The 26,165-nt window shown below is 61.1% G+C and carries 25 protein-coding genes; 6 read left to right on the forward strand and 19 right to left on the reverse strand.

Features of this window, described 5'->3' with window-relative positions; all coding sequences use genetic code 11:
* The first annotated feature begins 84 nt into the window (after window positions 1-84).
* From ACR9ZN_RS13970 to ACR9ZN_RS13985, 4 genes are read left to right on the forward strand one after another with little or no spacing between them, the layout of a single operon-like run.
* Window positions 85-1,200 carry a fatty acid desaturase family protein gene (locus ACR9ZN_RS13970; protein ID WP_454814451.1) on the forward strand — a complete coding sequence of 372 codons (1,116 nt, stop codon included), beginning with the start codon at window positions 85-87 and terminating at the stop codon, window positions 1,198-1,200.
* A 36-nt stretch (window positions 1,201-1,236) separates the two neighbouring features.
* Window positions 1,237-1,551, forward strand: coding sequence for a MocE family 2Fe-2S type ferredoxin (locus ACR9ZN_RS13975; protein WP_434957025.1), 315 nt, complete (start codon window positions 1,237-1,239; stop codon window positions 1,549-1,551).
* Window positions 1,552-1,567: 16 nt separating this feature from the next.
* On the forward strand, window positions 1,568-2,791 hold the full coding sequence (locus ACR9ZN_RS13980) for an NAD(P)/FAD-dependent oxidoreductase (RefSeq protein ID WP_481272461.1): 1,224 nt from the start codon (window positions 1,568-1,570) through the stop codon (window positions 2,789-2,791).
* 52 nt (window positions 2,792-2,843) lie between these two features.
* Window positions 2,844-3,650, forward strand: a complete 807-nt coding sequence (locus tag ACR9ZN_RS13985) for a 3-methyl-2-oxobutanoate hydroxymethyltransferase (protein WP_481272462.1) — start codon at window positions 2,844-2,846, stop codon at window positions 3,648-3,650.
* 254 nt (window positions 3,651-3,904) lie between these two features.
* Here ACR9ZN_RS13985 and ACR9ZN_RS13990 read toward each other — a convergent pair whose 3' ends face one another.
* From ACR9ZN_RS13990 to ACR9ZN_RS14015, 6 genes are all read right to left on the reverse strand, one after another.
* Window positions 3,905-4,945: a Gfo/Idh/MocA family protein gene (locus ACR9ZN_RS13990; protein WP_434959659.1), complete on the reverse strand. Its 1,041-nt coding sequence runs from the start codon at window positions 4,943-4,945 to the stop codon at window positions 3,905-3,907.
* Window positions 4,946-5,063: 118 nt separating this feature from the next.
* Window positions 5,064-5,849, reverse strand: a complete 786-nt coding sequence (locus ACR9ZN_RS13995; RefSeq protein ID WP_434957028.1) for a ThuA domain-containing protein — start codon at window positions 5,847-5,849, stop codon at window positions 5,064-5,066.
* Between the two features lie 204 nt (window positions 5,850-6,053).
* On the reverse strand, window positions 6,054-7,145 hold the full coding sequence (locus tag ACR9ZN_RS14000) for an ABC transporter ATP-binding protein (RefSeq protein WP_481272463.1): 1,092 nt from the start codon (window positions 7,143-7,145) through the stop codon (window positions 6,054-6,056).
* 4 nt (window positions 7,146-7,149) lie between these two features.
* A complete protein-coding gene (locus ACR9ZN_RS14005; protein WP_434957030.1) occupies window positions 7,150-7,971 on the reverse strand; it encodes a carbohydrate ABC transporter permease in 822 nt (273 codons plus the stop codon).
* Entirely contained in the window at window positions 7,968-8,894 is a 927-nt protein-coding gene (locus ACR9ZN_RS14010) for a carbohydrate ABC transporter permease (RefSeq protein ID WP_434957031.1), read from the reverse strand. Before ACR9ZN_RS14010 ends, ACR9ZN_RS14005 begins: the two co-directional genes overlap by 4 nt.
* Window positions 8,895-9,121: 227 nt before the next feature.
* On the reverse strand, window positions 9,122-10,381 hold the full coding sequence (locus ACR9ZN_RS14015) for an ABC transporter substrate-binding protein (RefSeq protein WP_454814458.1): 1,260 nt from the start codon (window positions 10,379-10,381) through the stop codon (window positions 9,122-9,124).
* Window positions 10,382-10,945: 564 nt separating this feature from the next.
* Between ACR9ZN_RS14015 and ACR9ZN_RS14020 the strand changes: the two genes are divergently transcribed.
* Entirely contained in the window at window positions 10,946-11,962 is a 1,017-nt protein-coding gene (locus ACR9ZN_RS14020) for a substrate-binding domain-containing protein (protein ID WP_434957033.1), read from the forward strand.
* 103 nt (window positions 11,963-12,065) lie between these two features.
* On the opposite strand, the gene ACR9ZN_RS14025 is transcribed toward ACR9ZN_RS14020, so the two are convergent.
* Window positions 12,066-12,959: a DMT family transporter gene (locus ACR9ZN_RS14025; protein ID WP_481272464.1), complete on the reverse strand. Its 894-nt coding sequence runs from the start codon at window positions 12,957-12,959 to the stop codon at window positions 12,066-12,068.
* Window positions 12,960-13,221: 262 nt separating this feature from the next.
* Window positions 13,222-13,869: a cyclic nucleotide-binding domain-containing protein gene (locus ACR9ZN_RS14030; protein ID WP_454814461.1), complete on the reverse strand. Its 648-nt coding sequence runs from the start codon at window positions 13,867-13,869 to the stop codon at window positions 13,222-13,224.
* A gap of 814 nt (window positions 13,870-14,683) precedes the next feature.
* Here ACR9ZN_RS14030 and ACR9ZN_RS14035 point away from each other — a divergent pair.
* Window positions 14,684-15,244, forward strand: a complete 561-nt coding sequence (locus tag ACR9ZN_RS14035; protein ID WP_481272465.1) for a tyrosine-protein phosphatase — start codon at window positions 14,684-14,686, stop codon at window positions 15,242-15,244.
* A 195-nt stretch (window positions 15,245-15,439) separates the two neighbouring features.
* Here ACR9ZN_RS14035 and ACR9ZN_RS14040 read toward each other — a convergent pair whose 3' ends face one another.
* The 11 genes from ACR9ZN_RS14040 to ACR9ZN_RS14090 all read right to left on the reverse strand — a co-directional run bounded on the left by ACR9ZN_RS14040 (window position 15,440) and on the right by ACR9ZN_RS14090 (window position 26,150).
* Entirely contained in the window at window positions 15,440-16,195 is a 756-nt protein-coding gene (locus ACR9ZN_RS14040) for an AbiU2 domain-containing protein (RefSeq protein ID WP_481272466.1), read from the reverse strand.
* A 149-nt stretch (window positions 16,196-16,344) separates the two neighbouring features.
* Window positions 16,345-16,887 (reverse strand): helix-turn-helix domain-containing protein, encoded by a 543-nt coding sequence (locus ACR9ZN_RS14045; RefSeq protein ID WP_481272467.1) that lies wholly within the window; start codon window positions 16,885-16,887, stop codon window positions 16,345-16,347.
* 238 nt (window positions 16,888-17,125) lie between these two features.
* Window positions 17,126-17,872, reverse strand: coding sequence for a hypothetical protein (locus ACR9ZN_RS14050; protein WP_481272468.1), 747 nt, complete (start codon window positions 17,870-17,872; stop codon window positions 17,126-17,128).
* Between the two features lie 234 nt (window positions 17,873-18,106).
* Window positions 18,107-18,517: a hypothetical protein gene (locus ACR9ZN_RS14055; RefSeq protein ID WP_481272469.1), complete on the reverse strand. Its 411-nt coding sequence runs from the start codon at window positions 18,515-18,517 to the stop codon at window positions 18,107-18,109.
* A 354-nt stretch (window positions 18,518-18,871) separates the two neighbouring features.
* Entirely contained in the window at window positions 18,872-19,609 is a 738-nt protein-coding gene (locus tag ACR9ZN_RS14060) for a hypothetical protein (RefSeq protein WP_481272470.1), read from the reverse strand.
* Window positions 19,610-19,950: 341 nt separating this feature from the next.
* Window positions 19,951-20,229, reverse strand: a complete 279-nt coding sequence (locus ACR9ZN_RS14065) for a hypothetical protein (protein ID WP_481272471.1) — start codon at window positions 20,227-20,229, stop codon at window positions 19,951-19,953.
* 446 nt (window positions 20,230-20,675) lie between these two features.
* A complete protein-coding gene (locus tag ACR9ZN_RS14070; protein ID WP_481272472.1) occupies window positions 20,676-21,005 on the reverse strand; it encodes a DUF2190 family protein in 330 nt (109 codons plus the stop codon).
* A gap of 52 nt (window positions 21,006-21,057) precedes the next feature.
* On the reverse strand, window positions 21,058-22,905 hold the full coding sequence (locus ACR9ZN_RS14075; protein WP_481272473.1) for a phage major capsid protein: 1,848 nt from the start codon (window positions 22,903-22,905) through the stop codon (window positions 21,058-21,060).
* Between the two features lie 5 nt (window positions 22,906-22,910).
* Complete coding sequence (locus ACR9ZN_RS14080; RefSeq protein WP_481272474.1) at window positions 22,911-23,525, reverse strand: hypothetical protein; 615 nt, start codon at window positions 23,523-23,525, stop codon at window positions 22,911-22,913.
* The gene (locus ACR9ZN_RS14085; protein WP_481272475.1) at window positions 23,491-24,186 is read right to left on the reverse strand and encodes a hypothetical protein; all 696 of its coding nucleotides are present in this window, start codon (window positions 24,184-24,186) and stop codon (window positions 23,491-23,493) included. The genes ACR9ZN_RS14080 and ACR9ZN_RS14085 overlap by 35 nt, the downstream gene beginning before the upstream one ends.
* Entirely contained in the window at window positions 24,186-26,150 is a 1,965-nt protein-coding gene (locus tag ACR9ZN_RS14090; RefSeq protein WP_481272476.1) for a phage tail tape measure protein, read from the reverse strand. Before ACR9ZN_RS14090 ends, ACR9ZN_RS14085 begins: the two co-directional genes overlap by 1 nt.
* Between the last annotated feature and the right edge of the window lie 15 nt (window positions 26,151-26,165).

A 26,165-nucleotide genomic window follows, 5' to 3' on the forward strand; every position in this document is an offset into this window, starting at 1 on the left:
CATTGAGCCCCGCACCGGTGCGACATAGCATCGATGTCAAGGATGAGGCCTGATCGGAACCGGGCCGGACAAGGGAGCTCCGCAATGATGCCGACCCGGCGCGACTACAGTCTGATCGGGCGCGATGCCCAGGCCGCCGTCGAGAGTGGCCTGGCCGCCGCCGAATGGTATCGGTGCGATATTCCCCGCAAGCGCATGAAGGAACTCATGCAGCGCAAGGATGCCCCGGCGATCCGCGACACCGCCCTATGGCTCGCCGGGCTGTTGCTGAGCGGCCTTGCCGCCGGAGTGCTGTGGGGAAGCTGGTGGTGCGTGCCGTTCTTCGCACTTTACGGCATTCTCTACGGTTCGGCTTCGGACTCACGCTGGCACGAATGCGGGCATGGCACCGCCTTCCGTACGCGCTGGATGAATGATGTGATCTATCACATCGCCTGCTTCATGATCATGCGCGAGCCGACGATCTGGCGCTGGAGCCATACCCGACACCACACCGATACCATCATCGTCGGCCGCGACCCCGAGATCGCCGCCATGCGGCCGCCGGCACTGCTGCGCCTCGTCTCGAATGTTTTTGCGATCTCCTCGACCTGGGCTGCTCTCAAAAGCCTCGTCCTGCATGCCACCGGCAGGCTCAGCGAGGAGGAAGAGACCTTCGTGCCGGAGATGGAGCGCGGCAAGGTCTATCTGGTCGCCCGCATCTGGCTCGCCATCCATGCCGCCACCGTCGCACTCTCCCTAGCACTGCAATCCTGGCTGCCGATGATGTTCGTGGGTGTGCTGCCCACCATGTATGGCGGCTGGCTCACCCTCTATTTCGGGCTGACGCAACATGCAGGCCTGGCCGAGAACGTGCTCGACCACCGCCTCAACTCGCGCACCGTCTACATGAACCCGTTCTTCCGCTTCGTGTACTGGAACATGAATTATCACGTCGAGCATCACATGTTCCCGATGGTGCCCTATCACGCGCTGCCGGAACTGCATAAGGCCATGCTTGCCGACACGCCCACGCCCTATCGCAACACGATCGCGGCCTATCGCGAGATCATCCCGGCCCTGTTTCGACAGAGGAGGGATCCCGAATATTTCGTGCGCCGCGTGCTCCCTGCAAGCGCCCAGCCCTATCGCCCCGACCTGCATGGCGAGGTGGTCACGCCCGACGACCCGCGTGCCCGTTTCGCCGGCCAGCACCACTGACAGACACAAGACGCAAAATCACATCGGGAGGAAAAAATGAGCACCTGGATCGACGCCTGCGATAGCGAGGATATCGAGCAGGAAGATGTGCTGCGCTTCGATCATGCCGGCCGCACCTACGCACTTTATCGCAGCCCGGACGATGAATATTTCGCGACGGACGGGCTATGCACCCATGAACAGATACACCTCGCCGACGGCCTGGTGATGGACGACATCATCGAATGCCCCAAGCACAATGGGCGCTTCAACTACAAGACCGGAGAGGCCAAGGGCGCCCCCGTCTGCATCAACCTGAAGACCTATGCCGTCCGGCTCGCCGACGGCAAGGTCCAGATCCAGCTCGGTTGATCCGATGCAACCGGGCATGGTCATCGTCGGCGCCGGCGAGGCGGGCGCCAGGGCCGCCTTCGCCCTTCGCGAGAACGGCTGGGCAGGCTCCATCACCCTGATCGGGGACGAAGTCCACGCCCCCTATGAGCGTCCGCCCTTGTCGAAGGCGACGCTGCTGGACGAAGCCGGCCCTTCCCCGCGCTATATCGTGGCGGAAGAGCGCTTCGAGACCGATGCCATCGTCCATCTGGCTAAGCGCACCGTCGCAACGATCGAGCGGGACAGGCGGCTGGTTCGGCTCGATGACGGCAATGCCCTCACCTATGAAAAGTTGCTCCTTGCCACTGGCGCAGCGCCACGCCGGCTGCCCCTGGCTGGCGCGAACAGGCCCGGATGCGTGACGCTGCGGCGCTTCGAGGATGCCATGCATCTGAGGGAACGTTTTCGTCCGGGTGCGGAAATCGTCATCATCGGCGGCGGCTTCATCGGGCTGGAACTCGCTGCCAGCGCCCGCCAGCGCGGCGCGGCGGTCACCATCATCGAGGCACTTCCACGGCTGCTCAGTCGGGGGGTGCCCGCCGATATCGCCGAGGTCGTGCAAGAGCGCCATCGAGCGGCAGGCTGCACGCTGCTGTGCGGCGAAGGCATCTCCGCCATCGAGGAGGAGCCAGACGGCCTCGCCGTCCGCCTCACCAGCGGAAAACTGGTGCTCGCCGACCTCGTCGTTCTCGGCGTCGGTGCTTCGCCCAGCACAATGCTGGCTGAGGCGGCAGGCCTTGTCGTCGACAACGGCATCGCCGTCGACGCCAGGCTCCGGACAAGCGACGAAGCCATCTTCGCGGCCGGCGATTGCTGTTCTTTTCCCCTGCCCGTCTATGGAGGACGGCGCGTGCGTCTGGAATCCTGGCGCAACGCCCAGGAGCAAGGCGCGCATGCCGCCCGCACCATGCTGGGCGAAGACGTCGCCTTTGACGCCGTTCCCTGGTTCTGGTCGGATCAGTATGACCTATCCCTGCAGGTCGCCGGACTGGTCGACGAGGGGCGCCATACCATTCGCCGAGACGGTGCGGACGGTTCCTTCATCCTCTGCCATCTCGACGATGGCGGACGCCTGGTCGCCGCCAGTGGCATCGGCCCCGGCAATGCCATCGCCAAGGATATCCGGCTTTGCGAGATGCTGATTGCCAGGCGCGCGCACCCGGACAAGGACAAGCTCACCGATCCCAACACCCGCCTCAAATCCCTTCTCGCTGCCTGATCCGTCCTGCGCCTCGACGATGCGATCTTGCCACAGCCCCCTGGAGACCGTCATGGCCCGCCTTCGTCCCACGGTTGCCGACCTGCTTGCTCTTCGCGGCAAGAAGCAGATCGCCAAACTGAGAGTCACCACACTGGAAGAGGCCGAGGCGGCCGAGCGCGCCGGCATCGGCATGCTCTCGGTTCCGCCTGCGCTGATCGCCGAGCCGGCTTTCCGCGATGCGGCACCGACAGCCTTTGCGGTGACCGGGCTGGAACATGGCCACTACATCACCGCAGAAGACTATCTGCGGGCCGCCTTCCTTGCCAGGCAGCAGAGTTCAGACGCCGTCTATTGCGCCGCCAGCCTTGCCACCATCCGGCGGCTTCGCGACGAAGGCATTCCCGTAGTGAGCCATGTCGGCCTGATCCCCTCGCATCGGACCTGGACCGGCGGCTTCAGGGCTGTCGGCAAGACCTTCGAGACGGCCTGGCAGGTCTGGCAGCAGACCAAGGCTCTCGAGGAAGCCGGTGCTTTTGCGGCGGAGATCGAAGTGGTGCCGGTGGAAGTCGCCGCGGCCATCGGCCGCCGGACCAGCCTGTTCATGATCTCCATGGGCGCCGGCGGAGGATGCGATGCGCAATATCTGTTCGCAGACGATGTGCTCGGTGTCCATGACGGGCATTACCCGCGTCATGCCAAGGTCTATCGCAATTTCCGCGCTGAATATGAGCGCCTGCAAAAGGAACGCATCGCGGCATTTTCCGAATACAATGCCGACGTCGCCAATGGTGCCTTCCCGGCGCCGAACCAGGTCGTCGGCATTGCCGGCGAGGAACTCGAGCGCTTCCTGAAGGCGCTCGACGCCGACGCGGCCTGATCGCAGGCACTGTGAGGCCGCTCCCGAGGACGCAGGCGTCTCGCCCATGGGCGCTAACTTTGCGGCCAGAGGCGCAGGTAGCGGGAGGGTCGATCTCCACAGCTCCATCAATTGATGGAGCGAGATCGACCACCTTTGTCCTCTATCTGGCTCGACATTTCCAAGATGGTCGATCTGGAGATCGACTCTCCAATCTGGTGCCACCACCCAAAGTTAGCGCCTATGGGCGTCTCGCCCCCGCACCCGAAAAACGATCAGGCGATCGGTGGGGCCGAGGCGATATCCGTGTCGAAGCAGCGATCGATCACACGCTGCAGATTGGCGGCGTGGCGGAAGCTGGGTTCGGCGTTCTCTCCGCTCTGCACCGCCGCGATGAAGCGCTGGTAATTGGTCTTCACCGGATCGGCGTGCAAATCGCGCCAGGCCTGGGTGTGGATGCCGTCCCCGGTGCAGATGCGCAGGCTGGTGAAGGGGCCGTGATTGATCTCGATCGCGCCCTTGGTGCCGAAGACACTGAGCTTCAGCGTGTTGGCATAGCCAGTCATGAAACGGCTGGTATGGATCACGCCCAGCGCGCCATTTTCGAAACGCACCGACATCACCGCGCTGTCATTGGCATCGAGCGGATAGTCGCCGATCCGGTCGCCCGATGCCTTATGGAAAGTCGCGAGTTGCGCCTGCAACGCGACCGGCGTCATGCTCACGGCATAGCTGGCGAAATCCAGGATGTGGATGCCGACATCGCCCAGCACGCCCTTGGAGCCATGCTCCTCCGACAGACGCCAGAGCCAGCGGGGCTCGGTCGACCAGTCACCCCAGTGATTGCCCACCAGCCAGCTCTGGCGATAGGAGGCCTCGACATGGCGAACCTCGCCGATCTCGCCGCGCGCAATGATGCCGTGGGCCGCCTGCAGCGCCGGCACATCCCGATAGGACAGGTTGACCATGGCAATCAGGCCGGCGGCCTCGGCCGCCGTCGCCATCTCGTCGGCCTGCGGGAAGGTTTCGGCCAGCGGTTTCTCGCACAGGACATGCTTGCCCGCGAGGATCAGCTTCATCGTGGTGGGATGGTGAAACCTGTCGGGCGTGACATTGGCTACGGCATCGAAGCCGCCCCAGGCGATCGCCTCGTCGAGATCGCCGAAGGAGTGCGGGATGCCATGCTCGTCGCTGAACTGGCGCGCCCTCGCATCATCGATGTCGACGCCCGCCACCACCTCGGCATCGGGAGAGGCCTGGAAGTGCCGGGCGTGATTGGCCGCCATATTGCCGGTGCCGAGCACGAGAATGCGGATCTTGGACATGGAATGATCTCGGGAGCGCGGACATCCCGTCCGCTCTTGGAAACGTCAGGCGATCAGGAAGTGCGGACATCGCGACGTGCAAGCATGTCGCGATGTCCGCGCTCCAAATTCACCGGAAGCCTTCTTCGCCATCCTCGTGGAGCCGTGGCCCCTTCACTTCCAGAGGCACAGGCGCCTTGTCATGCGGCGTGTTGGGCGCTTCGTTGACTCGCTTCCAGGCCGTCGCGGGATTGAAAGCCCATTTCACCGCGTTGCCGAGCACCTTGCGCACGGTGGCGTTGTGGTAAGTCGGATAGGCCTCGTGGCCCGGACGGAAGTAGAAGATCTTGCCGGCGCCGCGCTGATAGGTCAGCCCCGAGCGGAAGACTTCGCCGCCTTCGAACCAGGAGATGAACAGCGTTTCCATCGGCTCGGGCACGGTGAAGGGCTCGCCATACATCTCTTCATGCTCGATCTCGAAATATTCCGGCAGGCCTTCGGCGATCGGATGGTTCTTGTTCAGCACCCACAGCCGCTCGACTTCCCCGGCCTCGCGCCAGGACAGCGCGCAGGGCGTGCCCATGAGCTGCTTGAAGATCTTGGAAAAATGGCCCGAATGCAGAACGATCAGGCCCATGCCCTCCCAGACGCGCTCCTGCACGCGCTTGACGATCTCGTCCTTGACCTCGCCGTGGGCAGTGTGGCCCCACCACAGCAGAACGTCGGTATTCTTGAGCTTCTCGACGGTCAGGCCATGCTCGGGCTCGTCGAGAGTCGCGGTACCGACACTGATGCCGCCGGCCTCCTCCAGCGCCGCCGCTACCTCGCCATGGATGCCCTTGGGATAGAGCTGGCGCACCAGGGCGTTGGTCTGCTCATGCCGGTTCTCGTTCCAGACGAGTGCGCGGATAGTCATATCGGGTTTCCTTTGCCGTCAACGGCGATTCAAAGCGCTTTAATAAAAATCTCTGCCACATCCTGGGGCATGATTGAAGGTGGGATCTGAGGATATTTTCAGGTCCGGCGAAGCTCGCCGGGACCGATGCTCGTTGCACCGGTGGCGGGCGGCTACGCGAGGAGTTCCCGGAGGACGCCCCTGGTGCCGTCCGCCGAGATCGTTCTAGGCCTGGAGCCGCCGCAGGGCCGCCCCGTCGGCCTTGAAGACATGCGACAGTTCCCCCGGCACGCCGATATTCACCTTGGTCGCGGCGACCACCGGTGCGTCCCCGGCATGGCGCAATGTCACCAGCCTGCCGTCCGCCGTGCGCACATATAGGAAATGGCTTTCGCCGAGTTCCTCGACCACTTCGACATCGCCGGTGAACGAGGTCTCCCCGCCGGCTTCCTGCAGATGTTCGGGCCGGATGCCGAGCTTCACCTTGTCGCCGGCGCGCACACCGTTGCCGTCGACCTTGGCCACCACGCTGCCCCCGCCCGGCAAGGCGACTTTCACGCCGGAGGCGTCGGCCGCCTGCACCTCGGTATCGATGAAATTCATCTGCGGCGAACCGATGAAGCCGGCGACGAACAAATTGTGCGGATTATGGTAGAGTTCCAGTGGCGCGCCGACCTGCTCGACATTGCCCGCGTTCAGCACCACGATCTTGTCGGCCAGCGTCATGGCCTCCACCTGGTCATGGGTGACATAGACCATGGTGGCGCCCATCTGCTTGTGTAGCTTGGCGATGGAAATGCGCATCTGCACGCGCAGCGCCGCATCGAGGTTGGAGAGCGGCTCGTCGAACAGGAAGACCTTGGGGTTGCGCACGATGGCGCGGCCGATGGCGACGCGCTGGCGCTGGCCGCCGGACAGCTGCTTGGGCAGGCGCTCGAGCAGCGGCGTCAGTTCCAGGATCTTCGCTGCCTCGCGCACCTTCTGGTCGATGGTCTGCGTATCGGTCTTCGCCAGTTCCAGGCCGAACGCCATGTTCTGATAGACGTTCATGTGCGGGTAGAGCGCATAGGACTGGAACACCATCGAGATGCCGCGATCCTTGGGGGTCTTGTCGTTCACGCGCTGTCCGTCGATCAGGAGGTCGCCGGACGTGATGTCCTCCAATCCGGCGATCAGGCGCAGCAAGGTCGACTTGCCGCAGCCCGACGGACCGACGAAGACCACGAAGTCCCTGTCTTCGATGTCCAGGTTGACGCCATGCAGGGTCTCGATCCGGCCAAAGGCCTTGCGGATATTCTTGAGTGTCACACTCGCCATTTGCTTAACCCTTGACGGCGCCAGCGGTGAGACCCGCGACGATCTTGCGTTGGAAGATGAGGACGAGGACGATGAGGGGCAGCGTCACGATGACCGAGCCGGCCATGATGTTGCCCCAGGGCAGTTCCTGCTGGCTGGCGCCGCTCATCGAAGCGATCGCCACCGGCACGGTGCGGTTGTCGGGCGAGAAGGTCAGCGCGAACAGGAATTCATTCCAGGCCGCGATGAAGGCGAGCAGGCCCGTCGTCACCATGGCCGGCCACATCAGCGGCATGAACACGCGGCGTACCACCGTCCAGGGGCTGGCGCCGTCGACGAAAGCCGCTTCTTCCAGTTCCCGCGGCAGTTCCTTCATGAAGGTGGTGAGCACCCATACGGTGAAGGGCAGCGTCAGGATCAGGTTGGAAAGCACCAGCGCCGGCATGGTGTTGTAGAGGCCGAAGGCGCGGACAACCTCATACATGCCCGACAGCACCGCGACCTGTGGGAACATCGACACGGCCAGGATGGTCATCAAGAGGAGGCCCCTGCCCTTGAAGTGGACCCGGCCCAGCGCATAGGCGGCCGTCACCCCCAAAAAGAGCGAGATCAGCACCACCGTGACGGCGACGAGGATCGAGTTCCAGATGTTCCAGGCAAAGGGCTGCTGCTCGAACACGCCGACATAATTGGAGAAGTCCAGACTGTCGGGCAGCAGCGAGGTCGAGAACAAAGCCTGGCCCGTACGCATCGAGGTGATGATGGCGTAGTAGAACGGAAAAACGGCGTAGAGGACGATGACGACGACCAGCAGCCAGAATCCGATGGGTTTGAGGACCTTGGTCATCGCGTTGCATCCTCCGAAACACGCACCTTACCCACGGTCATAGCGAGCACGGTGATGATGCCGATCACCAGGAACAGCAGCGTCGCTGCTGCCGAGCCGAGCCCCGTCTTGGCGAAGTCGACCAGTTGCAGCCGGGCAAAGCCCGACATCGAGATGGTGTCCCGGCTACCCGAGGTCAGCACATAGATCAGGTCGAAGATGCGCAACGCATCGAGGGCGCGGAAGACCACAGCCACCATCAGGGCCGGGCGGATCAGCGGCAGCGTCACCTTGAAGAACACCTTCACGGGGTGGATGCCGTCGACCTTGGCCGCCTCATAGCAGTCGGATGGCATCATCTGCAGTGCAGCCAGGATCAGCAGGGCCATGAAGGGTGTCGTTTTCCAGACATCCACCATGATCACGGCCCACATCGCCGTCTGCGAATTGGCGGTCCAGGCGACCGGGCTCGAAATGATGTGCAGGCTGAGCAGGATGTGATTGAGAATGCCGAACTGGTCGTTGAGCATCCACAGCCACATCTTGGCCGAGACGATGGTCGGAATGGCCCAGGGGATCAGCACCGCGGCACGTACGAAGGCGCGCCCCTTGAAATTGGCGTTCAGCACCAGCGCGACGATGGTTCCGAGCACCGTCTCCAGGGCCACGGATACCAGCGAGAACCACACCGTGTTCCAGACCGAAAGCCACCACACCTTGTTGGCGAGCAGGCCGATCCAGCGCCCGTCGACATTGGCCAGATAGTTCGAGAAGCCGACGATCTTGTAATTGCCGGGACTGCTCAGCTTGGCATCGGTGAAGCCGAACCAGATGGTGCGCAGCAGCGGCCATCCGGCGACGACAGCCAGCACGACCAGCATGGGCAACAGGAACAGCCATGCCGACCGAACCCTTGTCCGTGTCAGTTCTGATTGACTTGCCATTGGGGACTCCCAGAGGGAAGCAGGAAGAGTTGGCCAGCGGATGCGCCACCACCCAAGTCGAAATTCTTGAAGTCGGAGCGCATGAAGTCGAGATGCGACCTGCCAATAGCCACGCCCACGGGGTCAGGACCCAGGCTTCGGCCATGCGGCTGGAGAGGGAAGGAAGGAAGGAAGGAAGAAGAAAGAGCGCCGCGAACCGAGGGTTCGCGGCGCAGTCGGGGAGGATGTTACCAGCCCGAGCCCTTGATATTGGCGAGTTCGCCGTCAAGGTCCTCGAGAGCCGTCTCTGCTTTCGCCTTGCCGGACAGCACGCTGGCAATCGCGTTCCAGAAGGCATTCGAAACTTCGTTGTAATTGGCGCCGGTGATCTTGGAGGGACGGGCGACCGCGCTGGTGAAGGTCGCTTTCAGGTCGCCGAAGAACGGTACGGCCTTGAGCACGTCCGGGTCCTCGTAGAGGCTGGCGATGGTGGGATTGTAGCTGCCTTCGATGGCGCGGCGTTTCTGCTCCTCCTTCGAGGTCAGATAGACGGCGAGGTCGGCGGCAAGATCCGCCTTCTTGGAATATTTGGAGACGGCGAGTTGCCACCCGCCGAGCGTACCCGTGTTCTTGCCGTTGGCGCCGCCCTTGGGCAGGGCCACGACCCCGATCTTGCCCTTGACCGGGCTGTCGGCGCCATTGCCCAACGACCAGGCATAGGGCCAGTTGCGCATGAAGGCGGCGTTGCCCGACTGGAACACGCCACGCGCTTCCTCCTCGCCGTAATTGAGCACGCCATCCGGCGCAATTTTGCCGATCCAGGAGGAGGCCAGCGTCACCGCTTCCGCCGCCTTGGGATTGTTGATGGTGATCTTGCCTTCCGCATCGACGATGGTGCCACCGCCGTAGGAGTCGATCCATTCCAACGCATCGCAGGTCAAGCCCTCATAGGCCTTGCCCTGGAACACGAAGCCCCAGAATTTGTCGTTGCCGCCCTTGCGCTCTCCCTCCTGAACCTTGGCCGCGGCCTCGGTCATTTCCTGCCAGGTGGTCGGCGGCTTAAGTCCGTTCTTCTCCAGAAGATCCTTGCGATAGTAGAGCACGCCCGCATCGGTGAACCACGGCATGGCGACGAGCTTGCCGCCCACCGTGTTGTTGTCGATGATCGCGGGGAAATGCTCCTTCTCGGCGCCCTTGGTGTAGGGGCTGAGATCAATGAAGTGATTGGCGAGAATGCCGGGCCAGATCACGTCGATCTGGAAGACGTCGATGTCGCTCGCACCAGCCGACAGCAACTGCTGATAGAGCGCCAGCCTTTCATTGGTATCATTGGGGGTCGAGACGATCTTGACGGTATTGCCGGTCTTCTTGGCCCAGGCTTCCGCGCCACTCTTGCACAGGGCCAATTCCTGGCCGACTGCGCCGCAGGAAATCGCGACTTCGGCAGCGCTGGCAAAGCTCGTGAGAGCGATAGAGGCAGTCGCGGCCAAGGCCCAACGCATGAACATGCGGTCTTCCTCCCTTTAATGTGCCGTAGCTGCCTCCTCTATGGCAGGTCAGCATAGGCAACCGACATTTCCTCGTTCGAGGTCTCTTTTAGCAGAGCTTCTATAATCTACTTCAAAGCGCTTTGAATTCTAATTCCGACAAAAGTCTGCCTTTGTCAAGGCAACCACATGGCAAAACTGCGTAACAACTGGGGCGCCCGAACAGATCCTCCGAAAGTGGCATGCTCCATTGAAATATTTTGATTGAAATTCAATGCCGCTGATGTTTTTTGAGCGAATGCGTGAGAAACTTGTGAATTTCCCAACAAATACGGCGGTTATGCTACCTATTTGACGGAAAAGAACTAAGCTGACTCAGAAAAAATAATAGAAAGCGTTGGCCCAAAGCGCTTTAATGAACAGATGCGGTCTCATCGCTGCTTGCGGCTGGGGGAATTGCCTAGAAGGGTGCGCAGTATCGCGAGCTATTCGCTGTGCCCGACGGATATTTCTCTCCGATCCCCGGCAAAACGGGTCCGCTTCTGTTCATCGAGAGAAACGAGAAGGCCTGGAAGGAACGTTGCGGTGAACTTGAAGGAACTGTCACAGCATCTGGGTCTGTCCCAGACGACTGTCAGCCGCGCGCTCAACGGCTTTCCGGAAGTTGGCGAGGCGACGCGCAAGCGCGTGCTGGAGGCGGCCGAGACCTACCAATATCGTCCCAATGCCAGCGCACGCAAACTCGCGACCGGTCGCGCGGGGGCGATCGGCATCGTGTTTTCGTCCGAACGCAACATGCTGCTCGATCCGATCTTCACCGATTTTCTCGCCGGCGTCGCCACCCAATGCTCTCGATCCGACAATGACGTGCTGGTCTCCTCCGCCCAGGGCGACGAGGCCGGTACCTATCGACGCCTCGCGCGCGTCCGGTCGGTCGACGCCGTGCTGCTGTCTTCCCCGACGATCGACGATACGCGCATCGCATTGCTGCAGCGGCTGGGCATGCCCCTGGTCATGCATGGACGCACACAGACCGGCCTGCATTATCCCCATCTCGACATCGACAATGAGGGGGCCTTTCACAAGGCCACCACGCTGCTGATCGATCTGGGGCACCGGCGCATCGGCCTGCTCAACGAAAACCTGCGCTTCACCTTCGCTACGCATCGTTCGCAAGGCTGGCGCCGAGCGTTGACCGCCCGGGGGCTCACCGCCTCTCCGGAACTCGAAGGCGGCGCCCGCATGACTGAGGAGAACGGCTACCGCATGGCCCGCGGCCTGTTCGAGCTATCAGACCCGCCGACGGCCCTGCTCTGCTCGTCGATCTTTCTCGCCCTCGGGGCCATGCGGGCGGCCCGGGAGACAGGCCGGGTCGTCGGCAAGAACCTGTCGCTGATCGCCCATGATGACGGCCTCGACGCCATCCGGCCGGAAACACTGACGCCAGCCCTCACCACCACTTTTTCCTCGATCCATGCCGCCGGCATCCGGGTGGCCGAGATCGCCATGGCCTTGGCCAACAGCGCCAATCCCGCCGCCATCGCAGAGATTTGGCCTGTCGATCTCGTCTTCCGCGGCTCCACCGTGCCGCCCGCGCCCTGACTAAAGCAAAGCGCGATTTCGGGAAAATCGCGCTTTGCTTTCTAGTTCCTATTCTGACGCATTTTCTTAAGCGAAAAGTCCATCAGCTTTTCTGGAAAATGCGTTAGCCGGCCGGCGCGGACACAGTGGCTCGATCACGATAGAAGACGAACAATCCGCTGCCGATGATGAGGCAATTGCCGATGACGATCGGCAGCGTCGGCACGTCGCGCCAGACGATCCAACCCATCAAAGTGGCCCATACCATGGCCGAATACTGGAACGGGGCGAGCAAGGCAGCCGGCGCCATGGCCAGAGCGCGGGTGATGCATACGAAGCACATCATGGCGACGATACCGACGAGGAACATCAGGGCAAGATCGAACCAGCCCGGCGTAACCCAGGCGAACGGTATCGTAGCCGCGCCGATGACGCCCGCCCCGGCGAACTGCCAGACCACGAGGGAAAGCCAATGCGTGCGCCGCAACTGCCGCGTCACGGTGACCGCCAGGCCGAACATGACGGCGCCGATGAGAGCGATGGGCGAGGCCGAGGAGAACAGTTCCGCCGAAGGCTGGAGCGCCACGAGAACGCCGATGAAGCCGGCGATGACCGCTCCCCAGCGGAACGGCTCCACCCTTTCGCCGAGTAGGGGAACCGACAAGGCGGTGATGATCAGGGGTGCCGCCATGTAGAAGGTCATGACGTCGGCGAGCGGCATGCTGCGCGTGGCGAAATAGAAGCAGTAGGTGTCGCCGGCCATGCACAGGATGCGCAGGATCTGGAGCCGCCACTGGCCGAAATCGAAGAGATCGACCTTCAGGTGCCAGACCATCGGCACGAGGACGATGGCCGCGCCCACCGAGCGCAACAGCAACAGCTGGCCGACGGAATAGTCGGCAACCAGCCATTTGCCGAGGGCATCGTTCAGGGCGAAAAAGAACACGCCGGTGAGAAAGAGCGCGATGCCCATGCCGACGCTCGCGGCCCCGATACCAGCCTGGCGGGGGGAAGTCATTTCGGTTTCGTTTCCTGCCGGAACAAGGCGCGTTCGGCGATGAATGCGCTTTGCCCAATTCTTGGTTCGAGTTCTTTGGTTCGAAGCGTCTTTGCGAGTCTTGCCGAGTCCGTCAATTCGCAAAGCGTTCCAGGCGCATGGCATGGAGTTTGAAGCGGTCCGGAAGTCGGCCGGGCGTCGCCCCATCCGCCCCGAACGGTCATTTGTCGTACCAATATCCGGACATTGCGGAAAGAGGCAATCTTTCGAGCCCGTAGGGAAATCAGGCGGCCGTCATCTTCGCCGCCATGTCCGAGGCGAGCAAGCCGTCGAGCGCGACCTTGATCAGGGGGCGGCGCATCCGCAAGGCGTTGAGGGCTGCAACCGGCCATTCGACATAACAGGCGCCTGGCTCGACCGTCACAGTGGCCGAGGCCGGCTGGCGACGCAGGAAGCCGACCTCGCCGATGAAGGACTGCGGCCCGATGACCAGATTGCGGCCAGCCTTCTCCACATGGGACCGCCCGTCGAGCACATAATAGACCTTCTCGACCGCTTCCCCCTGGCGCAGGAGGGTGTGGCCATCCTCACTGCGTCGCCAAAGACCGATCTTCATCAAGGATCGGAACTCGCCCGGCGACAGGCCGCCCAGGGCAGCAAACAGCCGCCGCTCTTCGGTGCTCAGACGAAACTGGGTGCGAGCAAAAACCAGCCTGGCCATCATCAGAAGATTCACGCCCAGATTGACCACGGTCCAGAACAGCGCATCCCACAGCATGATCTCGGGAACGACCAGGTAATAGAGAATGTAGAGCAGGGTCGAGACCACAAGGAGGGCACGCAAGACCAGCTGGTCGCGGCAGGTCAGCGCCGCAACGGCAATGAGCGCGGCGGCATGGATCAGGCCGAGCCGGACAATTTCGAAGAACATTTCAGCACCAGGGAGGGAAGACCGGATGCCGTGTCACGCCGCCATCCGCGGCATCCACATGGTGCGCTCAGCGCAAAAATGCTGTGCGCCCTAGCACGGGTCGGCCGATGTGGCCCCAATCCGGAGCCGACTCGCGCCCATGCAAGGCGCATCGGCTCTAGAACCGCGATGACCGCCTGGTTGCCATTGCGAGTTTGTCGGCTTGCCTCGAATACGGCGACGCCCTCGCCCGGCGCGCTGCTCTGGATGCGCTGATGGGAAACCCTCCGCCATAGTCCGCAGGGTTTTGTCGGTTTCGGCAGTGGCGGGCACCTCTCCTAGATGACATCCCCCTCTTGTCGCGCGCCATCGACATAACCACGCAATGTCCATGCAATAATAATCAGCAGTATAGATTTATCGCCGGCGACAATCTTGTAACGCACTTCCCATTAAGCCGGCATATCAATCTCAAAAATTCGGCTTCAGGATGCAAAAAATGCCACCCTTTTTCATGATAATAAGGGACATAATCAGGGATATATTTAGAAACATTGATAACATAATCTCATTTATTCTAATAAATCTAATGATAATTGCGGCAATTTTCGCATCAATTTATGAAAGAATAAGTACGGATCGCTCCATCGCCCTTGCATCGCTGTCGATCCTGTTCGCGCTGCTGCTGTCTTATTACAGATTGAAACAACATGTCCGCTACAACCCAGGATCTTCCCTGAGACACCTGCTTCCACGCGTCTTGCTTGCACGGTCGAAAGGGGGCAGCCGTGCCTGCAGATGGCTCTCCAGAACCTTGTTCTGGAGCATCTCCGCCGTGGCTATCTATGTCGTGGTGCTCATCTGCTGGGGCAATTTCGGCACGGTGATTCGCGGACAGGTCTATCGGTCCGCCCAACTCGGCAGCGCCACGATGTCATTCAACGTCCAGCGCTATGGCATCAAGGCCATCATCAATCTGCGCGGCAGCAATCCCGGCCAGGATTGGTATGATAGGGAAGTCGCCTATGCGAAGGTGCTCGGCATTCACCACATCGATTTCCGGATGTCGGCCAAGCGGGGGCTGAGCCGGGAACAAGCCGAAGAACTCATCGCCTTGATGGCGCAGGCGCCAAAACCGCTGCTGATCCACTGCGCTTCCGGAGCCGACCGCACCGGCCTTGCCGCCGCCCTCTATGTCGCCGCAATCGCCAAGGCCGGCCGCGAGAAGGCGCAAGCCCAATTGTCGCCCTTCTTCGGGCACTTGTCCCTGCCCTTTCTGCCCGGCTATGCCATGGACAGAACCTGGGAGGAATTCGCCCAGTGGCTGAACAAGGTTGGGCACGAACCACACCCTGCGCTGGCTAGGTCGGACGGCAACACCACCGACCTGCAATGACCGATAATCGCGCCAGGCTAACGAATTCCTGTAAGGAGTTCTGGTGGGCCCGGAGGGACTTGAACCCCCAACCAGACCGCTATGAGCGCAGAAATGGCCGGGAAAGGGCAAGATCACCCCCTATCAAGCGCCCATCTCAAGCACTCCAGAGACGGTTCGGCAATGATATTTCATTGCCGTATCGTTGCCGGACCCCTACCCGTTTAGCTCATCGACGAATGCTGCCTTCCAGAATGCTGCGCCGTTGTCATGTTCGATTTTCTCGTGCTTGTCTAGATCTGGCGAGCCGCCCAATATGGCGAGCCGTGCTTGGTCAGCCACGGTGCGCGCGACATCAGCCAGTACGAAAAGCCCGTTGTAAGTCGGCTGCTGCCCCTTCCTCCGAAAAGGAAGGTTATGTGCCATTCTCGCATCGCGGATGTTTCTGAGCCGCGTCACCAAGCCCCTACCCGCCGGATTGCCAGCGATCGACTGATAGGCGGCGATTGCTTTGCTGATCGCCTCCCTACACGACGCCTCATTGGTGTCGGCCATTCCGTAGTCGGCAGGTAGCCATCTGCGGGCCTTGCGGGCCAATGCCTCTTGGACAACTGGAAATTTCAGAAGGCGGATCATCAATGGGATGGAAGCGACGTGGCGATTATCGGGATGCTGCTTCCAGCTGCCGTCATCGAAAACCCGGGCGAGCGACATGGCCAGATTGATGAGAAGGCTGTTAGAAACGATGCCATAACTGGCTGGCCGCAGATCATCGGTATCCGCCTTGACCAAGGAATTGCCTTCTTCAAGGACCGCCTCGGCGCCAAGGGCAATCTTGACGTCCTTGACCACGGACGTGACCATCACATCTAGGCGCAGCAGCGCCTGCCTGGTGGTGATCTCTAACCGGGCGTGATCCCGTCGCCGTTTCGCGCGTTTTGCCTTTTCGGCCGGCGTGAGCCGCTTCGCCATTTCGTCCGATCTCGCCTTTCCGATAACCGGTCAACGTTCCCTCGGGAACTCGGATTAGGCTATCGCGATCACCACGTCGAGGACAGGGCATGCTGCTGCACGCGAAATTGCGCCCCACCGGGATCATCGGCCGGGGGCACTAACCAGCATCATGCCAAGTTCGGATGCCCAACATTTAGCGCGGCTGAGATGCGATCGTAGATATCGACCGGACAGATGCCCATGTCTCTCGGGCTAACCGTACCGGCCTCAAGTTGGTCGATAAGGCTTGGTGATACACCGATCTTCGCCGCCAGTTCCTCACGGGTAACCCCTCGCTTCCGACGCCAGACGCCGATGGGGTTCGGGGAGGAAACCAGGTCTGCCGCTTCCGTGGCGGTCAGCACCTCTTCAAAGGGCGCTCCCTCCCGCTCCAGTATTCTTCGCGCCGCCGCCGCGAGCTCTCTGTCGTCCGTATGAAGGCCAGGAATAACCGCCACGACCAGCAATTCCGTCCCGCTTTCCCTATAGAGCGCGTTGAAATCCTCGATCTGAAGGCGATTTAATCCGCCACCTGGCAGCGAAATACTTCGAGCTCGCCTCGGAACACTCGTTTCCGCCAGATGATTGATTTCGTCGACCACCGCCATTCCGATTTTGCGATAGTGCCAGAGATCTCTTCCCGCATTGCTGAGGTAATGAACGCTTTTCATGCGTCCTCGTTATAGATCGCATATCGCCGAATGAGCAACCGAAAGACTGGGAGGCCAAGGGAGTATGCCAAGGCAACCCCAAATATCAAATCGAGGAACAGGCCGAGTTTGCGGGGCCGTGATGCCCGCACCCTAGGGGGGAGGCTGGGAAGGACCCGCGCCCCAGGCGGGGCGCCGGTGGCAGGATGCCCTTCCCGTGCCCTGCGGTGGCCGCTGGTGGGCTTTAGGGCCGTCGGCGCTAGGACAAAACTGGCAACTTGCGCCCTAGGTCGTCACCGAAGAAATGGCATGCCATCGCAATCTCCGAAAAATCATCTGCGTTCAACCTAATCTGCTCCCCCAGGCGGTATGCCTTCATTCGCCGATCTAAGCGACCCATAACTCGTACGTGATCGCGGCCATCATCTGCACCGACCCAGGTTCCGGGGCGGATCTCTACTTCTTCCTCACCTCGCAGATAAAAAGCCTTAATGTATGGAAAGGTAAGCAACATCGCATCGGAGCCCAAATCGACATCTTTGGGCCCAACGGTACCTGCGCGATGTTCCATGCAGTTGCGGGCTCGCTGGATTGACAGGAACTCAGCGTCAAAACTCAGCGTCTCCGTCAAAGTGGCGTTCACCTCAGCAAGCAGGTCCGGAAAATTCAGCCGATTTGCATCTCGTCTAATGCCCGCGAAGTAAGCATCAAGGTCGTCGATCGATGTGATAGTTGGCGGTTGCCTCAAGACAGTAATGTAGAGCTTTGCCTCTTCAAGTCCCTCGCGGATGCCACGGGCGAGATCTGCGAAGCCTTTTGAGATCAACCAGTTCGTATAGATCTCTCGACGATGTTCGGAAGTCAGGTCTTCGCCAATGAAGGTGTACCCAATCCCATTCTGTCCGCCTATCCGGGGGGCGCCAAGTTCGCCATCAGCAAGTCGCTCAAGACATGTAGCGACTACGTGGGCCGCCTCAATCGCCGTCTTCTTGATGGTGTTACTCACGCCATTCGGGTCCAGACGAATAGTGATCCTAGAAGGCATTGGCCGTCACTCCCCAAACTTGTCCGGAAAGCCATTGGATGGATCCACCGGATCGGCAACGTCCGACTGGTTGTAGGCAGGGCTGTTCACCTTGGTCGAGATCGGCCACATGTCCATGAGGTCTGACGGATACGGGACCATCAGATCGGCCGGTTCTGGCTCAATATTGTCGCGCCAACCGGGCTTGATCCCGGATCACATTGGGAATTGCTCGACGTAAGTCCCGAACTTGGCGCACATAGTATCAATTTCCGCCTGCTTATTGCCATCGGTTCCTAAAATAATCGGTGAAAACACAGTGGGCTTACCTGGTGGTCCCTCAAGAATTCCAAAATACGGCTCCATTCCTGAGGGAGTGCCAAGCCTATTCGTGCCATTGACCAAGCCACATACGTAGACCCAGTGGCCGTCACTCGATGCGTGCATCCGACCATAAGTTGCAAACACGGCACCCTTGATGGATTTAAGGAGATCCTTTTTGACTATTTCCACTTCTAAATTACTGAGTGATACAAGTTTTCTATTCGACGGGGCGCTTGCGTCATGCGTTGCGACGCACGAACAAAGCAAAACAGCACTGAGTGTCGCGGACAGCCTCGAATACATGCTTGCTCCTGCTACAAAAGTCGAACTCAGAACGCTCTAATTTAGATCGCGAATATTGCCTAAGTCTTCGGAATGCGGATAGCAAAGCCAATGGGAGCACACCCCGCAAGGGCTGAGCATGAAATCACGTTTCTCTTCGCTGGAGAAGTCGATCCTTGACGGCCGAGACAAACGGTCGACATGACATATACGGGCGCACCCTTGTGGCGCTACGGATCGGCAACCCGTCGGGCCTCGACGCCGGCGTGCAGCTTGTCCGCGAAGACCTGGCCCGGCCCTGGAAGGCCGGGGCTGTAGCGCGGGAGGAACGGAGATTGTGGTGGCGTGGGCTTGATCTCTAGATCATTCCTCGGGTCAAGAAAGCTTCCCCTTTATCCGCCCCATAATCTTGTCCTCATCGTCTCCTAGATCAACGTCCGCAACTCGAAGCATGTGCACAACTTCGTCGTGACTAATTGAAATTCCTTCTGAAGAACTCAATTTTTGCCGTGCATACTTGAATAATTCGTTGACAAGAACATAAAGCTTTGCCGTATCAATTATATGATCTGCATCTGACAACCAGGTTTGTGTAAAGCGATCATCAGATATTGTCGAAATACGAGCCTCGTGGACTTGCAACCATTCTGATAACTCGACGAGACGATCAACGATCGTCCGATCATCTTCATATTTTATGCAGTCTCTAATTCTTTCCAAAACCTCAGGATTGATGATCGGTTGCGTTAACGTCCCCGTTGGGTCTGGAATGTATCGAGCAACTGCTTCCGTATATCGGACAAGGGCACTCAGGGCAGCAGGAAGCATCATTCGAGCCGCAGTCCGCTCTTTAGCAATTCGGTTTCTTTCTGCCTCCCGAGAACTTTCCAACTGCGACTGCGCCGTCTGGTAGGTCCACCAGGCAGCGGCAATGGCAACAAGGCCGGCGATCAACGTTTGCCAGTCTCGGAAGACTAGGTACGCTGTGTTCTGGAACGCCGCCGCGTCTTTGGGGACCCGGTCGGGGGGAATTCCAACGGTTACGATCGCGCCGAAAGCGAAAGATGCCACCACAATGAGGATGAGCAGCGCAGTTGAAAGAAGCGGTCTCAACTAAGTATTCCTGACATTCAGTTTCACTGGCGCGTCGTGGGCTGAGAACGGTTTATCTGTTCGTGCGACGGCGGCCTATGGGGCCGCCCTAATTCAATGTGGAACTTTATTTTCCATTTTGCCCACTTTCGGGCGGTAGATACCTCCACGTTCAGGAGTGACGTCTACGTGAAAAAGCCCGACCCTTGTGGGGCCGGGCGCAGTTGGGTTTGTCGGCGGGACGACCAAGGGGGGTATAGATCGGCCGGCCATCGGCATCATCGGAACCATCGTTGCCGCCGGCAACAAAACAAAGCGCGCTCTATGGTCGCGCTGCGCAGGCGATTGGGGCCGACTGCGTTTTATCCCAGCGCCACAGCTGCCCGAACAGCGAGGCCGCTCGGATGGGACGCGGAGAAATTGATGACGCCACGGTCCGTCGGCATGATGATGCTTGCCCCGATGGAGCGAATTGCCGTGGTGGTATTCGCCTCATAGTCTTTTGTCAGTCCCGTCCAGGCCGAAGCATTGGTGCCGCCGGTGCCGACGCAGACGCCAGCCAGGCAGATCGAGTTCCTTTTGGCATTGAGGCCGTCACTCCAAGAGGCCCCGTTTACGGTGCTGAAACGAGTGTCGCCCACTTTGGGATATATCCCTGACAACGCCCACCAACTGACGATGCAGCCAGTCCGGGCCGACTTGAACGCAACGGCTAGATCAGCCGTCACGCCTGATTGAACTGACAGACCGACTAAGATCGAGTGTACGGTAATGCCGGTGAGAGACCCGCCGCCGCCTGCCAGAACCTGAGCCGCTTGACCGTTGATAGTCACCTTGTCGAATTGCGAACTGCTACCTTCATTGACATTCGATCGGGCACCAACGTGCACGACAATGAAACGGCGGGGGACAGGATAACCAAGATCGATGCCAGGAAAAGTATAGGTGCTTCCCGCGCTACTGTTCGTGCGAGATCCTAGGAATGTGGCTTTGGGAGGGGCAGCCCTCGCGAATGAACTTAAACCCGGCAACATCCAGGATATCCTTTCTGATAAAAGATGGTCCGGCTGTAGCCGGCCCCTGGCAGTCAGAAGGTGCCGTTGAGCCGTACCCGGCCGGTCGGGAATGGACCTGGCGTGTCGGAGGTGGCAACGCCGATCTTGGCGTTGGATCCAGCGGTTGCCGTGGCGACCCTGGCGGTGTTGTCCCAGAAAATGAGATCGCCCTGTGTCCACGCCTGGGCTTCGGCCTTGTCGATCTCGAAGACACCTTTCAGCTTGGCCTCGACGATCTCGCCGGCCATCGCTGAACTGGTGGCGATGCCAAAAATGGTGCCAACCTTGAGACCTCGGCCCGAGGCCACATCATAGGGTGCCGGCAGGGTGAGAACGTCACCGGGTTGAGCATAGGTACGCATCGTGAAGTCCTTTCGGTTTGAGGGGAGATGGGCCGCCCGAAGCCGGCCCGGGTCAGGCCGGTGCCCCGGCGTTCTTGTAGAAACCGCGATGATCGATGACCTTCGCACCGGCATCGAGCCGGACTTTGATCTCGACCCCGTCGACATCGAACCCGTTGCGGATCTCCGTGTAGACGCCTTTCTGCCCGTCGAGATAAGCAAGCTCGACGGTGTCGACCGCACCCGGGGTGGTCGCCATGTACCAAGCGATCGCCGAGGGGGCGATGTAGTCGCCGGTGGCCGGATCCGTGAAGCCGAGATCGAGACGGGCTTCTGTCACGGCCTGAAGGCTGCGGATCGCCTGGGGGATGACGTCGTCGGCCTTGGTCGGGGTGATCATCGCGGTAAGCTGCTCGGCCATCGTTTCGAGCGCTGCCGGGACGATCAGGTATCGGGCCGCGATGTGCAGAAACGTCTTGCCGTCCAGGCCGGTCTGCTTCCGCATCGCAGCACGTCCGCCACCGAGGCCGATCTCGCCCAAGGCGATCGGGACGCCAATGTTCTTGTGGTTGGCATGGAAGACAGGCAAGCCATCGCCCATCGGCCTGGGGCCGAGAATGGCACCCCAAACCAAGTCGCTCTCAAGGTTCGCCGCCTGGGTGCCAAACATTGCCGGCACGCGAGTGAATGCAGAGACATCATCGTTGATGATGACCTGACGGGTGATGGCGACAATTCGGCCGAAGGTGGCGATGGCGTATTGCTCCCGGGCTTCGCCCAAGGTGCCACGGTGATATTCGCCGTGTTCGTTGACCTTCTCGAACTGCGGCGCTTCGCTCATCTGCTCTCGGGCAACCGGCTTGAAATTGACCACCGACGTCTCCCGCACGATCGGCCGAAACGTCTGGGGTGCCGCCTTGTAGGCGTCGCGCAGGGTCTTGTTGGCCAAGTTGGCGAGGATGTTCGGGAAGTCACTGGTGGTGCTCATCCCGCCGGTGCGGGTGGCGCCGTCCAGGGCGGTTCGTGCGATCTCCATACGGTCCATGCCGGCGGTCCGGATCCCATTCACTTCAAGGCAATCCCGGGCAATCGCCAGCAGGCTCATGCCACGGAAGTTCTGGCCGCCAGCGCTCAGCTGGTGTTTCTCAGGGTCGTGACGATGGAGAAGCGCCGACGTGATCGCCGCAGCGCGGGCCTCACCGTTCGCGGGACCGATGACGCGATTATCCCCCCGGACCCGGGCCATCGCCTCGTCGACGATCGCGGTGGCGCGCTGGCGGGCCTCCGACGCTTCTGCGCGGGTGATCGTCTCGATCATTGCTTCGGTCGGGGGCAGCCCCTTGTTGGCGAGGGCAGCAACGGCGCGGGTGCGAATGGTAGTTTCGAGATCCATTGTGGTTGTCTCCGTTGGAGAAATGCGGGTGATGTTGGCGGGGAAGGTCGCAGCGTCCCGTCGTGGCGACGCGGCGATCTCAAGTGGTTCCCAACTGCTGACGCGGTAGAGCGGCACGTCGCCGGGCCTGTCTTCGATCTCGACCCGGTGGACACGGTAGGCGAGCCAGATGTCGGCCCGCTTCCCTTCGAGGATCTGATCGGCAGTTCGGCGGTGGGCTGGGTCGAGCGACAGCCTGACCGCGAAATTGGCGCGTTTCGTCACTTCGAGGCCGAAAGGCCAAAAATCGGCAAGTCCTTCGTGCTGGCTGGATGGAGGGCCGGCGCGATCGATATTCGTCATCCGGATCGCGGCGGTGCCGACGACGAGATCTTCGTCGAACTCGCCGGCATCGCCGAGGCGCTGGCGGGTAAGGCTGTTGTCGACCGCCGCCTCGGCATAACGGTCCATCTGGTCGATGCTGGCGGCCTTGACCCTGGCGCGCCGCCAGAGCAATGGCAGCATGATCGTCGGGGAAAGCGCGTTCATGGCTGTCAGGCCTGCTCAATCACGGTGGGATCCGTACCGAAGCCTTGGCATCGGCCGAACTGGGGCAAGTCGACATGGCGCCACAGCGTTGGCCTAGTGCCCAACGGAGACGTCTTCACGAGGCGATCATTCACCTTGGCAATTTGGAGGCCCGAACGATCCTGTTCCGGCAAGATTTCCGTCCCGTAGACCTTGCCGTTGTGCTCGGCGATCGCTTCATCGAGATCGAAACACTCGTGAAGGGCAGCAGCGAGCTCGGCAGCGGCGGTGTCGAAAGCCTTCCGTACCCGCGCCGCCGATCGAGCGGCGGCGGCGTCGAGCTCGGCGCTCCTGGTCCGGATCGCCGCCACCTTCTCGGCCACGTCCGCCAGGCCGGCGAGGCGCTGGGTTTCGGCGATGGCGGCCTCGGCCCTATCGACCGCGAGGCGGGCGGTGGTGATGTCGGCCTCGGCCTTCAGGATCGCGCTGTCCGAGCCGGACAGAAGAAGCTCGGCGCGCTTGGCCTGGGCCGCCTCAAGGTCGGCGCGGAGGCCGGGCATGGCGGCTTCGAGTTCGGCCGCCTTGGCGCGGAGATCGGCCGCGCTGTCAGCACGCTTCTTCAACAACGTCAGGATGTTCATGGGTGGTCTCCTTGGAGATGTCGGGGGCGTTGATCGCGGTCGCGTACTCGCCGCGATGAAAAAATCTGCCTGCTATTGCCTCGGCTTCGGGGCCGGTGACGGTGCCCTGCTCGGCGAGGGCGTTGGCCACAGCGCGGATCGCGAGCCACACCGGCCGGTGCTGGACCAGTTCGATCACCCGGGCCTCGATATCGCGGATCAAGGTGATGATATCGCGGGCTTCGGGAGCGACGAAGAAGGCAGCCCGAACCGCCATGCATGTGTCGCATCGGCCCTTCGACTTGAGAACGCAGATGCGCTGAACGTACGGCGCGAGGTAATCGTCGGTCATTCGGTAGACCGCCCGCCTCGACCATCGCCCGGCGGTGTGGCCAGCAAGCGCATAGGCGATCATCTCGATAATGTTCATGTTGATCATGCTGTCACCGCCTCGGGTGAAGCCTTGGCCATCGACGGTAATCATCTCGATTGAGTAGCCCAGCGCCAGTGCGATGACAGCGTGGCCAGCTTCGTGAACGCAGGTCTCGGGATGGCGTTCTCTTGGCGCTGGCGCCGTCTCCACGACGGCGGCATCGGTCGGCGCGGCGTCACCGACGGGATTACGAAAGCTGCCGGCATCCTCGCCGGCCGCCTGGCAGCAGGGGCGGGTTTCCCACAGCATCAGTGCACTCCCTCGTCGGAATAGCTGCCGCCGCCACCAGACGGGGCCCGGATCGAACTGTTATTGATGTTGTCGATGAGCGATTTCATCTGCCGCAGCTTGGCGATCTCGGCGTCGATGCCACCGACGCTAACGCTGGGGTTGGCGTTCATGACGCTGAGTTCCTGAAGGGCAGCCTGCACGGCATCTACCTTGGTCTTAGCTTCGTCGGCCTTGCTCGCATCGATGTTGGTCGTAGCAGGTGCAAGTTCCGTAGGTCGTGCCGGCGGCTGGGGCACGCCGGCCGCTGGCTTCTGGCCGAAGCCATAGGGGACCTGCGGGCCGAGGACTTCCTTGCCGCCGCGCATCTGCAACAGACTGTCGTCTTTGGTGCGGGCCTCCGTGGCGCCAGGGTGATCGATTTGCAGCTGCGCATCTGCGCGCTGGCGTAGCTGATCGAGAAGAGCAGCCCGGTTCGCCCGATACTTCGCTTCCTCAGCCTGGATGAAGGCACGGGCCTTCTCGTCTTCGGCCTTGTGCTGGGCATATTCAGACCGCTGCTCGTCGTTGATGGGGCCTCCGCCTTCGTCGATGGCCTCGAAATACTGACGATTGCCGTTCAAGGTCGCCTGGGCAGCATTGTACTCGGTGCTGTCAGGTCGCCCGCGCTGGTAATCGGCCAGGACCTTGCCGGATCTATCTATGAAAGGCTGCCCCTTGCGGGACGTCCATCCCTTCTGTTTGGGGTCATTGGCCGCCTGCTCATTCATTTCATGGATGCCGTCCATGAAGCCGAGCGGCCCCTTCTCCATGTGCTTCGATAGGGTCTCGATCGCGTTCGAGGCGTTGTTCAGTTCCGTGGTCAGTTCGGACAGGAAGGTGGTGACGCCGCCTTTGTGCAAAGCTTCGCCCATGGCGTTTGCAGTGGCGCCTACGGCGTTCTGAAGCTTGGTGAGCCCGGACATCGCATCGCCCTGGACCTTCGCCAGGTCGCCGGCCACGGTGCCCGCTGCGCTTCCGAGTTCACCCCGTAGCTCCCGCATTTGCTGGCGCTGCGAGATCAGGGCACGCATACCGGCCTGCATCTGCGCATCGTTGAAGAGCAACGGGATCTTCGACAGATCGCCCTTGGTGGCCGCCTCGGTGATGTCGAGGAAGGTGTCGAAGACGTCCTTGCCCGACTTCTTGGCCTTATCCAACTGGCCCCGGAGATCCTTGACGCCCATCTTCTTGAATTTATTCACAGTTTCCTGTGATGTCATTTTCTGGAAGACGTTTTGCAGGTTCGTCGCAGCCGATGAGGCGTCACCGGTCTGGTTCCGGGTCATCTGCAATGCGGCAGCGAGCTTAATCAGGCCATCCGTGCCTTTCATTCCAATCGCCGCCGCAGCGGGCGCGATCGATGGCAGGTAGGACGCCATGTCCTTGAGCTCAAACTTTCCTGCCTTACCGGCCTTGGCCAGGATGTCGAAGGCGCCCTGCATCTTGTCAGCCGTGATGCCCATCGAGTTGCCGATGGCGTCCGCCGTGCCGGCGATGTCGGCAACGTCCGCCCCTGAAGCTTGGGCCGTTGCGGAGACGGATGGCAGGAACGCCAGTGCATCCTTCATGTTGCGGCCAGCTGCGGTCAGGCTATCCAGGCCGGCAATGGTCTGGCTGGTCTCCAATCCGTATTGATTGGCGATGTCGCGGACCTGCTTCTTGGCGTTGGCGACTTCCCCGGCGCTAGCTTCGGCCGTGATGCCGATCCGGGTCATCTGTCGGTCGAATTGAGCGAAATCCTTATAGGACTTGGCCGCGAAGGCGGCGGCGCCGGCAGCGCCGCCGAAGGCCAGTAGGTCGCGCGCGGTCCTGGTCGCATGGTCGTTCATGCGGCCAAATAGCCCGGCGCTGCCGGCGGTGCCGGCGCGCCGCTTCAAGCGATCCAATGACGCCCCGGCCTTATTCGCCGGGGCGCTGATGTGATCTTTGAGGCGGGCGACCAATTCGGAAGTCAAAGT

It is taken from the genome of Labrys sp. HAY1-8F (genome assembly GCF_056754975.1).

Coding starts and splice junctions, on each gene's coding strand:
- ACR9ZN_RS13970 (WP_454814451.1), top strand. CDS start 85: ATGATGCCGACCCGGCGCGACTACAGTCTGATCGGGCGCGATGCCCAG.
- ACR9ZN_RS13975 (WP_434957025.1), top strand. CDS start 1,237: ATGAGCACCTGGATCGACGCCTGCGATAGCGAGGATATCGAGCAGGAA.
- ACR9ZN_RS13980 (WP_481272461.1), top strand. CDS start 1,568: ATGGTCATCGTCGGCGCCGGCGAGGCGGGCGCCAGGGCCGCCTTCGCC.
- ACR9ZN_RS13985 (WP_481272462.1), top strand. CDS start 2,844: ATGGCCCGCCTTCGTCCCACGGTTGCCGACCTGCTTGCTCTTCGCGGC.
- ACR9ZN_RS13995 (WP_434957028.1), bottom strand. CDS start 5,849: ATGACTATCCGCGCACTCGTCTGGAACGAGAACCGGCATGAGCAGACC.
- ACR9ZN_RS14000 (WP_481272463.1), bottom strand. CDS start 7,145: ATGGCGAGTGTGACACTCAAGAATATCCGCAAGGCCTTTGGCCGGATC.
- ACR9ZN_RS14005 (WP_434957030.1), bottom strand. CDS start 7,971: ATGACCAAGGTCCTCAAACCCATCGGATTCTGGCTGCTGGTCGTCGTC.
- ACR9ZN_RS14010 (WP_434957031.1), bottom strand. CDS start 8,894: ATGGCAAGTCAATCAGAACTGACACGGACAAGGGTTCGGTCGGCATGG.
- ACR9ZN_RS14015 (WP_454814458.1), bottom strand. CDS start 10,381: ATGTTCATGCGTTGGGCCTTGGCCGCGACTGCCTCTATCGCTCTCACG.
- ACR9ZN_RS14025 (WP_481272464.1), bottom strand. CDS start 12,959: ATGACTTCCCCCCGCCAGGCTGGTATCGGGGCCGCGAGCGTCGGCATG.
- ACR9ZN_RS14030 (WP_454814461.1), bottom strand. CDS start 13,869: ATGTTCTTCGAAATTGTCCGGCTCGGCCTGATCCATGCCGCCGCGCTC.
- ACR9ZN_RS14040 (WP_481272466.1), bottom strand. CDS start 16,195: ATGGCGAAGCGGCTCACGCCGGCCGAAAAGGCAAAACGCGCGAAACGG.
- ACR9ZN_RS14045 (WP_481272467.1), bottom strand. CDS start 16,887: ATGAAAAGCGTTCATTACCTCAGCAATGCGGGAAGAGATCTCTGGCAC.
- ACR9ZN_RS14055 (WP_481272469.1), bottom strand. CDS start 18,517: ATGTATTCGAGGCTGTCCGCGACACTCAGTGCTGTTTTGCTTTGTTCG.
- ACR9ZN_RS14070 (WP_481272472.1), bottom strand. CDS start 21,005: ATGCGTACCTATGCTCAACCCGGTGACGTTCTCACCCTGCCGGCACCC.
- ACR9ZN_RS14075 (WP_481272473.1), bottom strand. CDS start 22,905: ATGAACGCGCTTTCCCCGACGATCATGCTGCCATTGCTCTGGCGGCGC.
- ACR9ZN_RS14080 (WP_481272474.1), bottom strand. CDS start 23,525: ATGAACATCCTGACGTTGTTGAAGAAGCGTGCTGACAGCGCGGCCGAT.
- ACR9ZN_RS14085 (WP_481272475.1), bottom strand. CDS start 24,186: ATGCTGTGGGAAACCCGCCCCTGCTGCCAGGCGGCCGGCGAGGATGCC.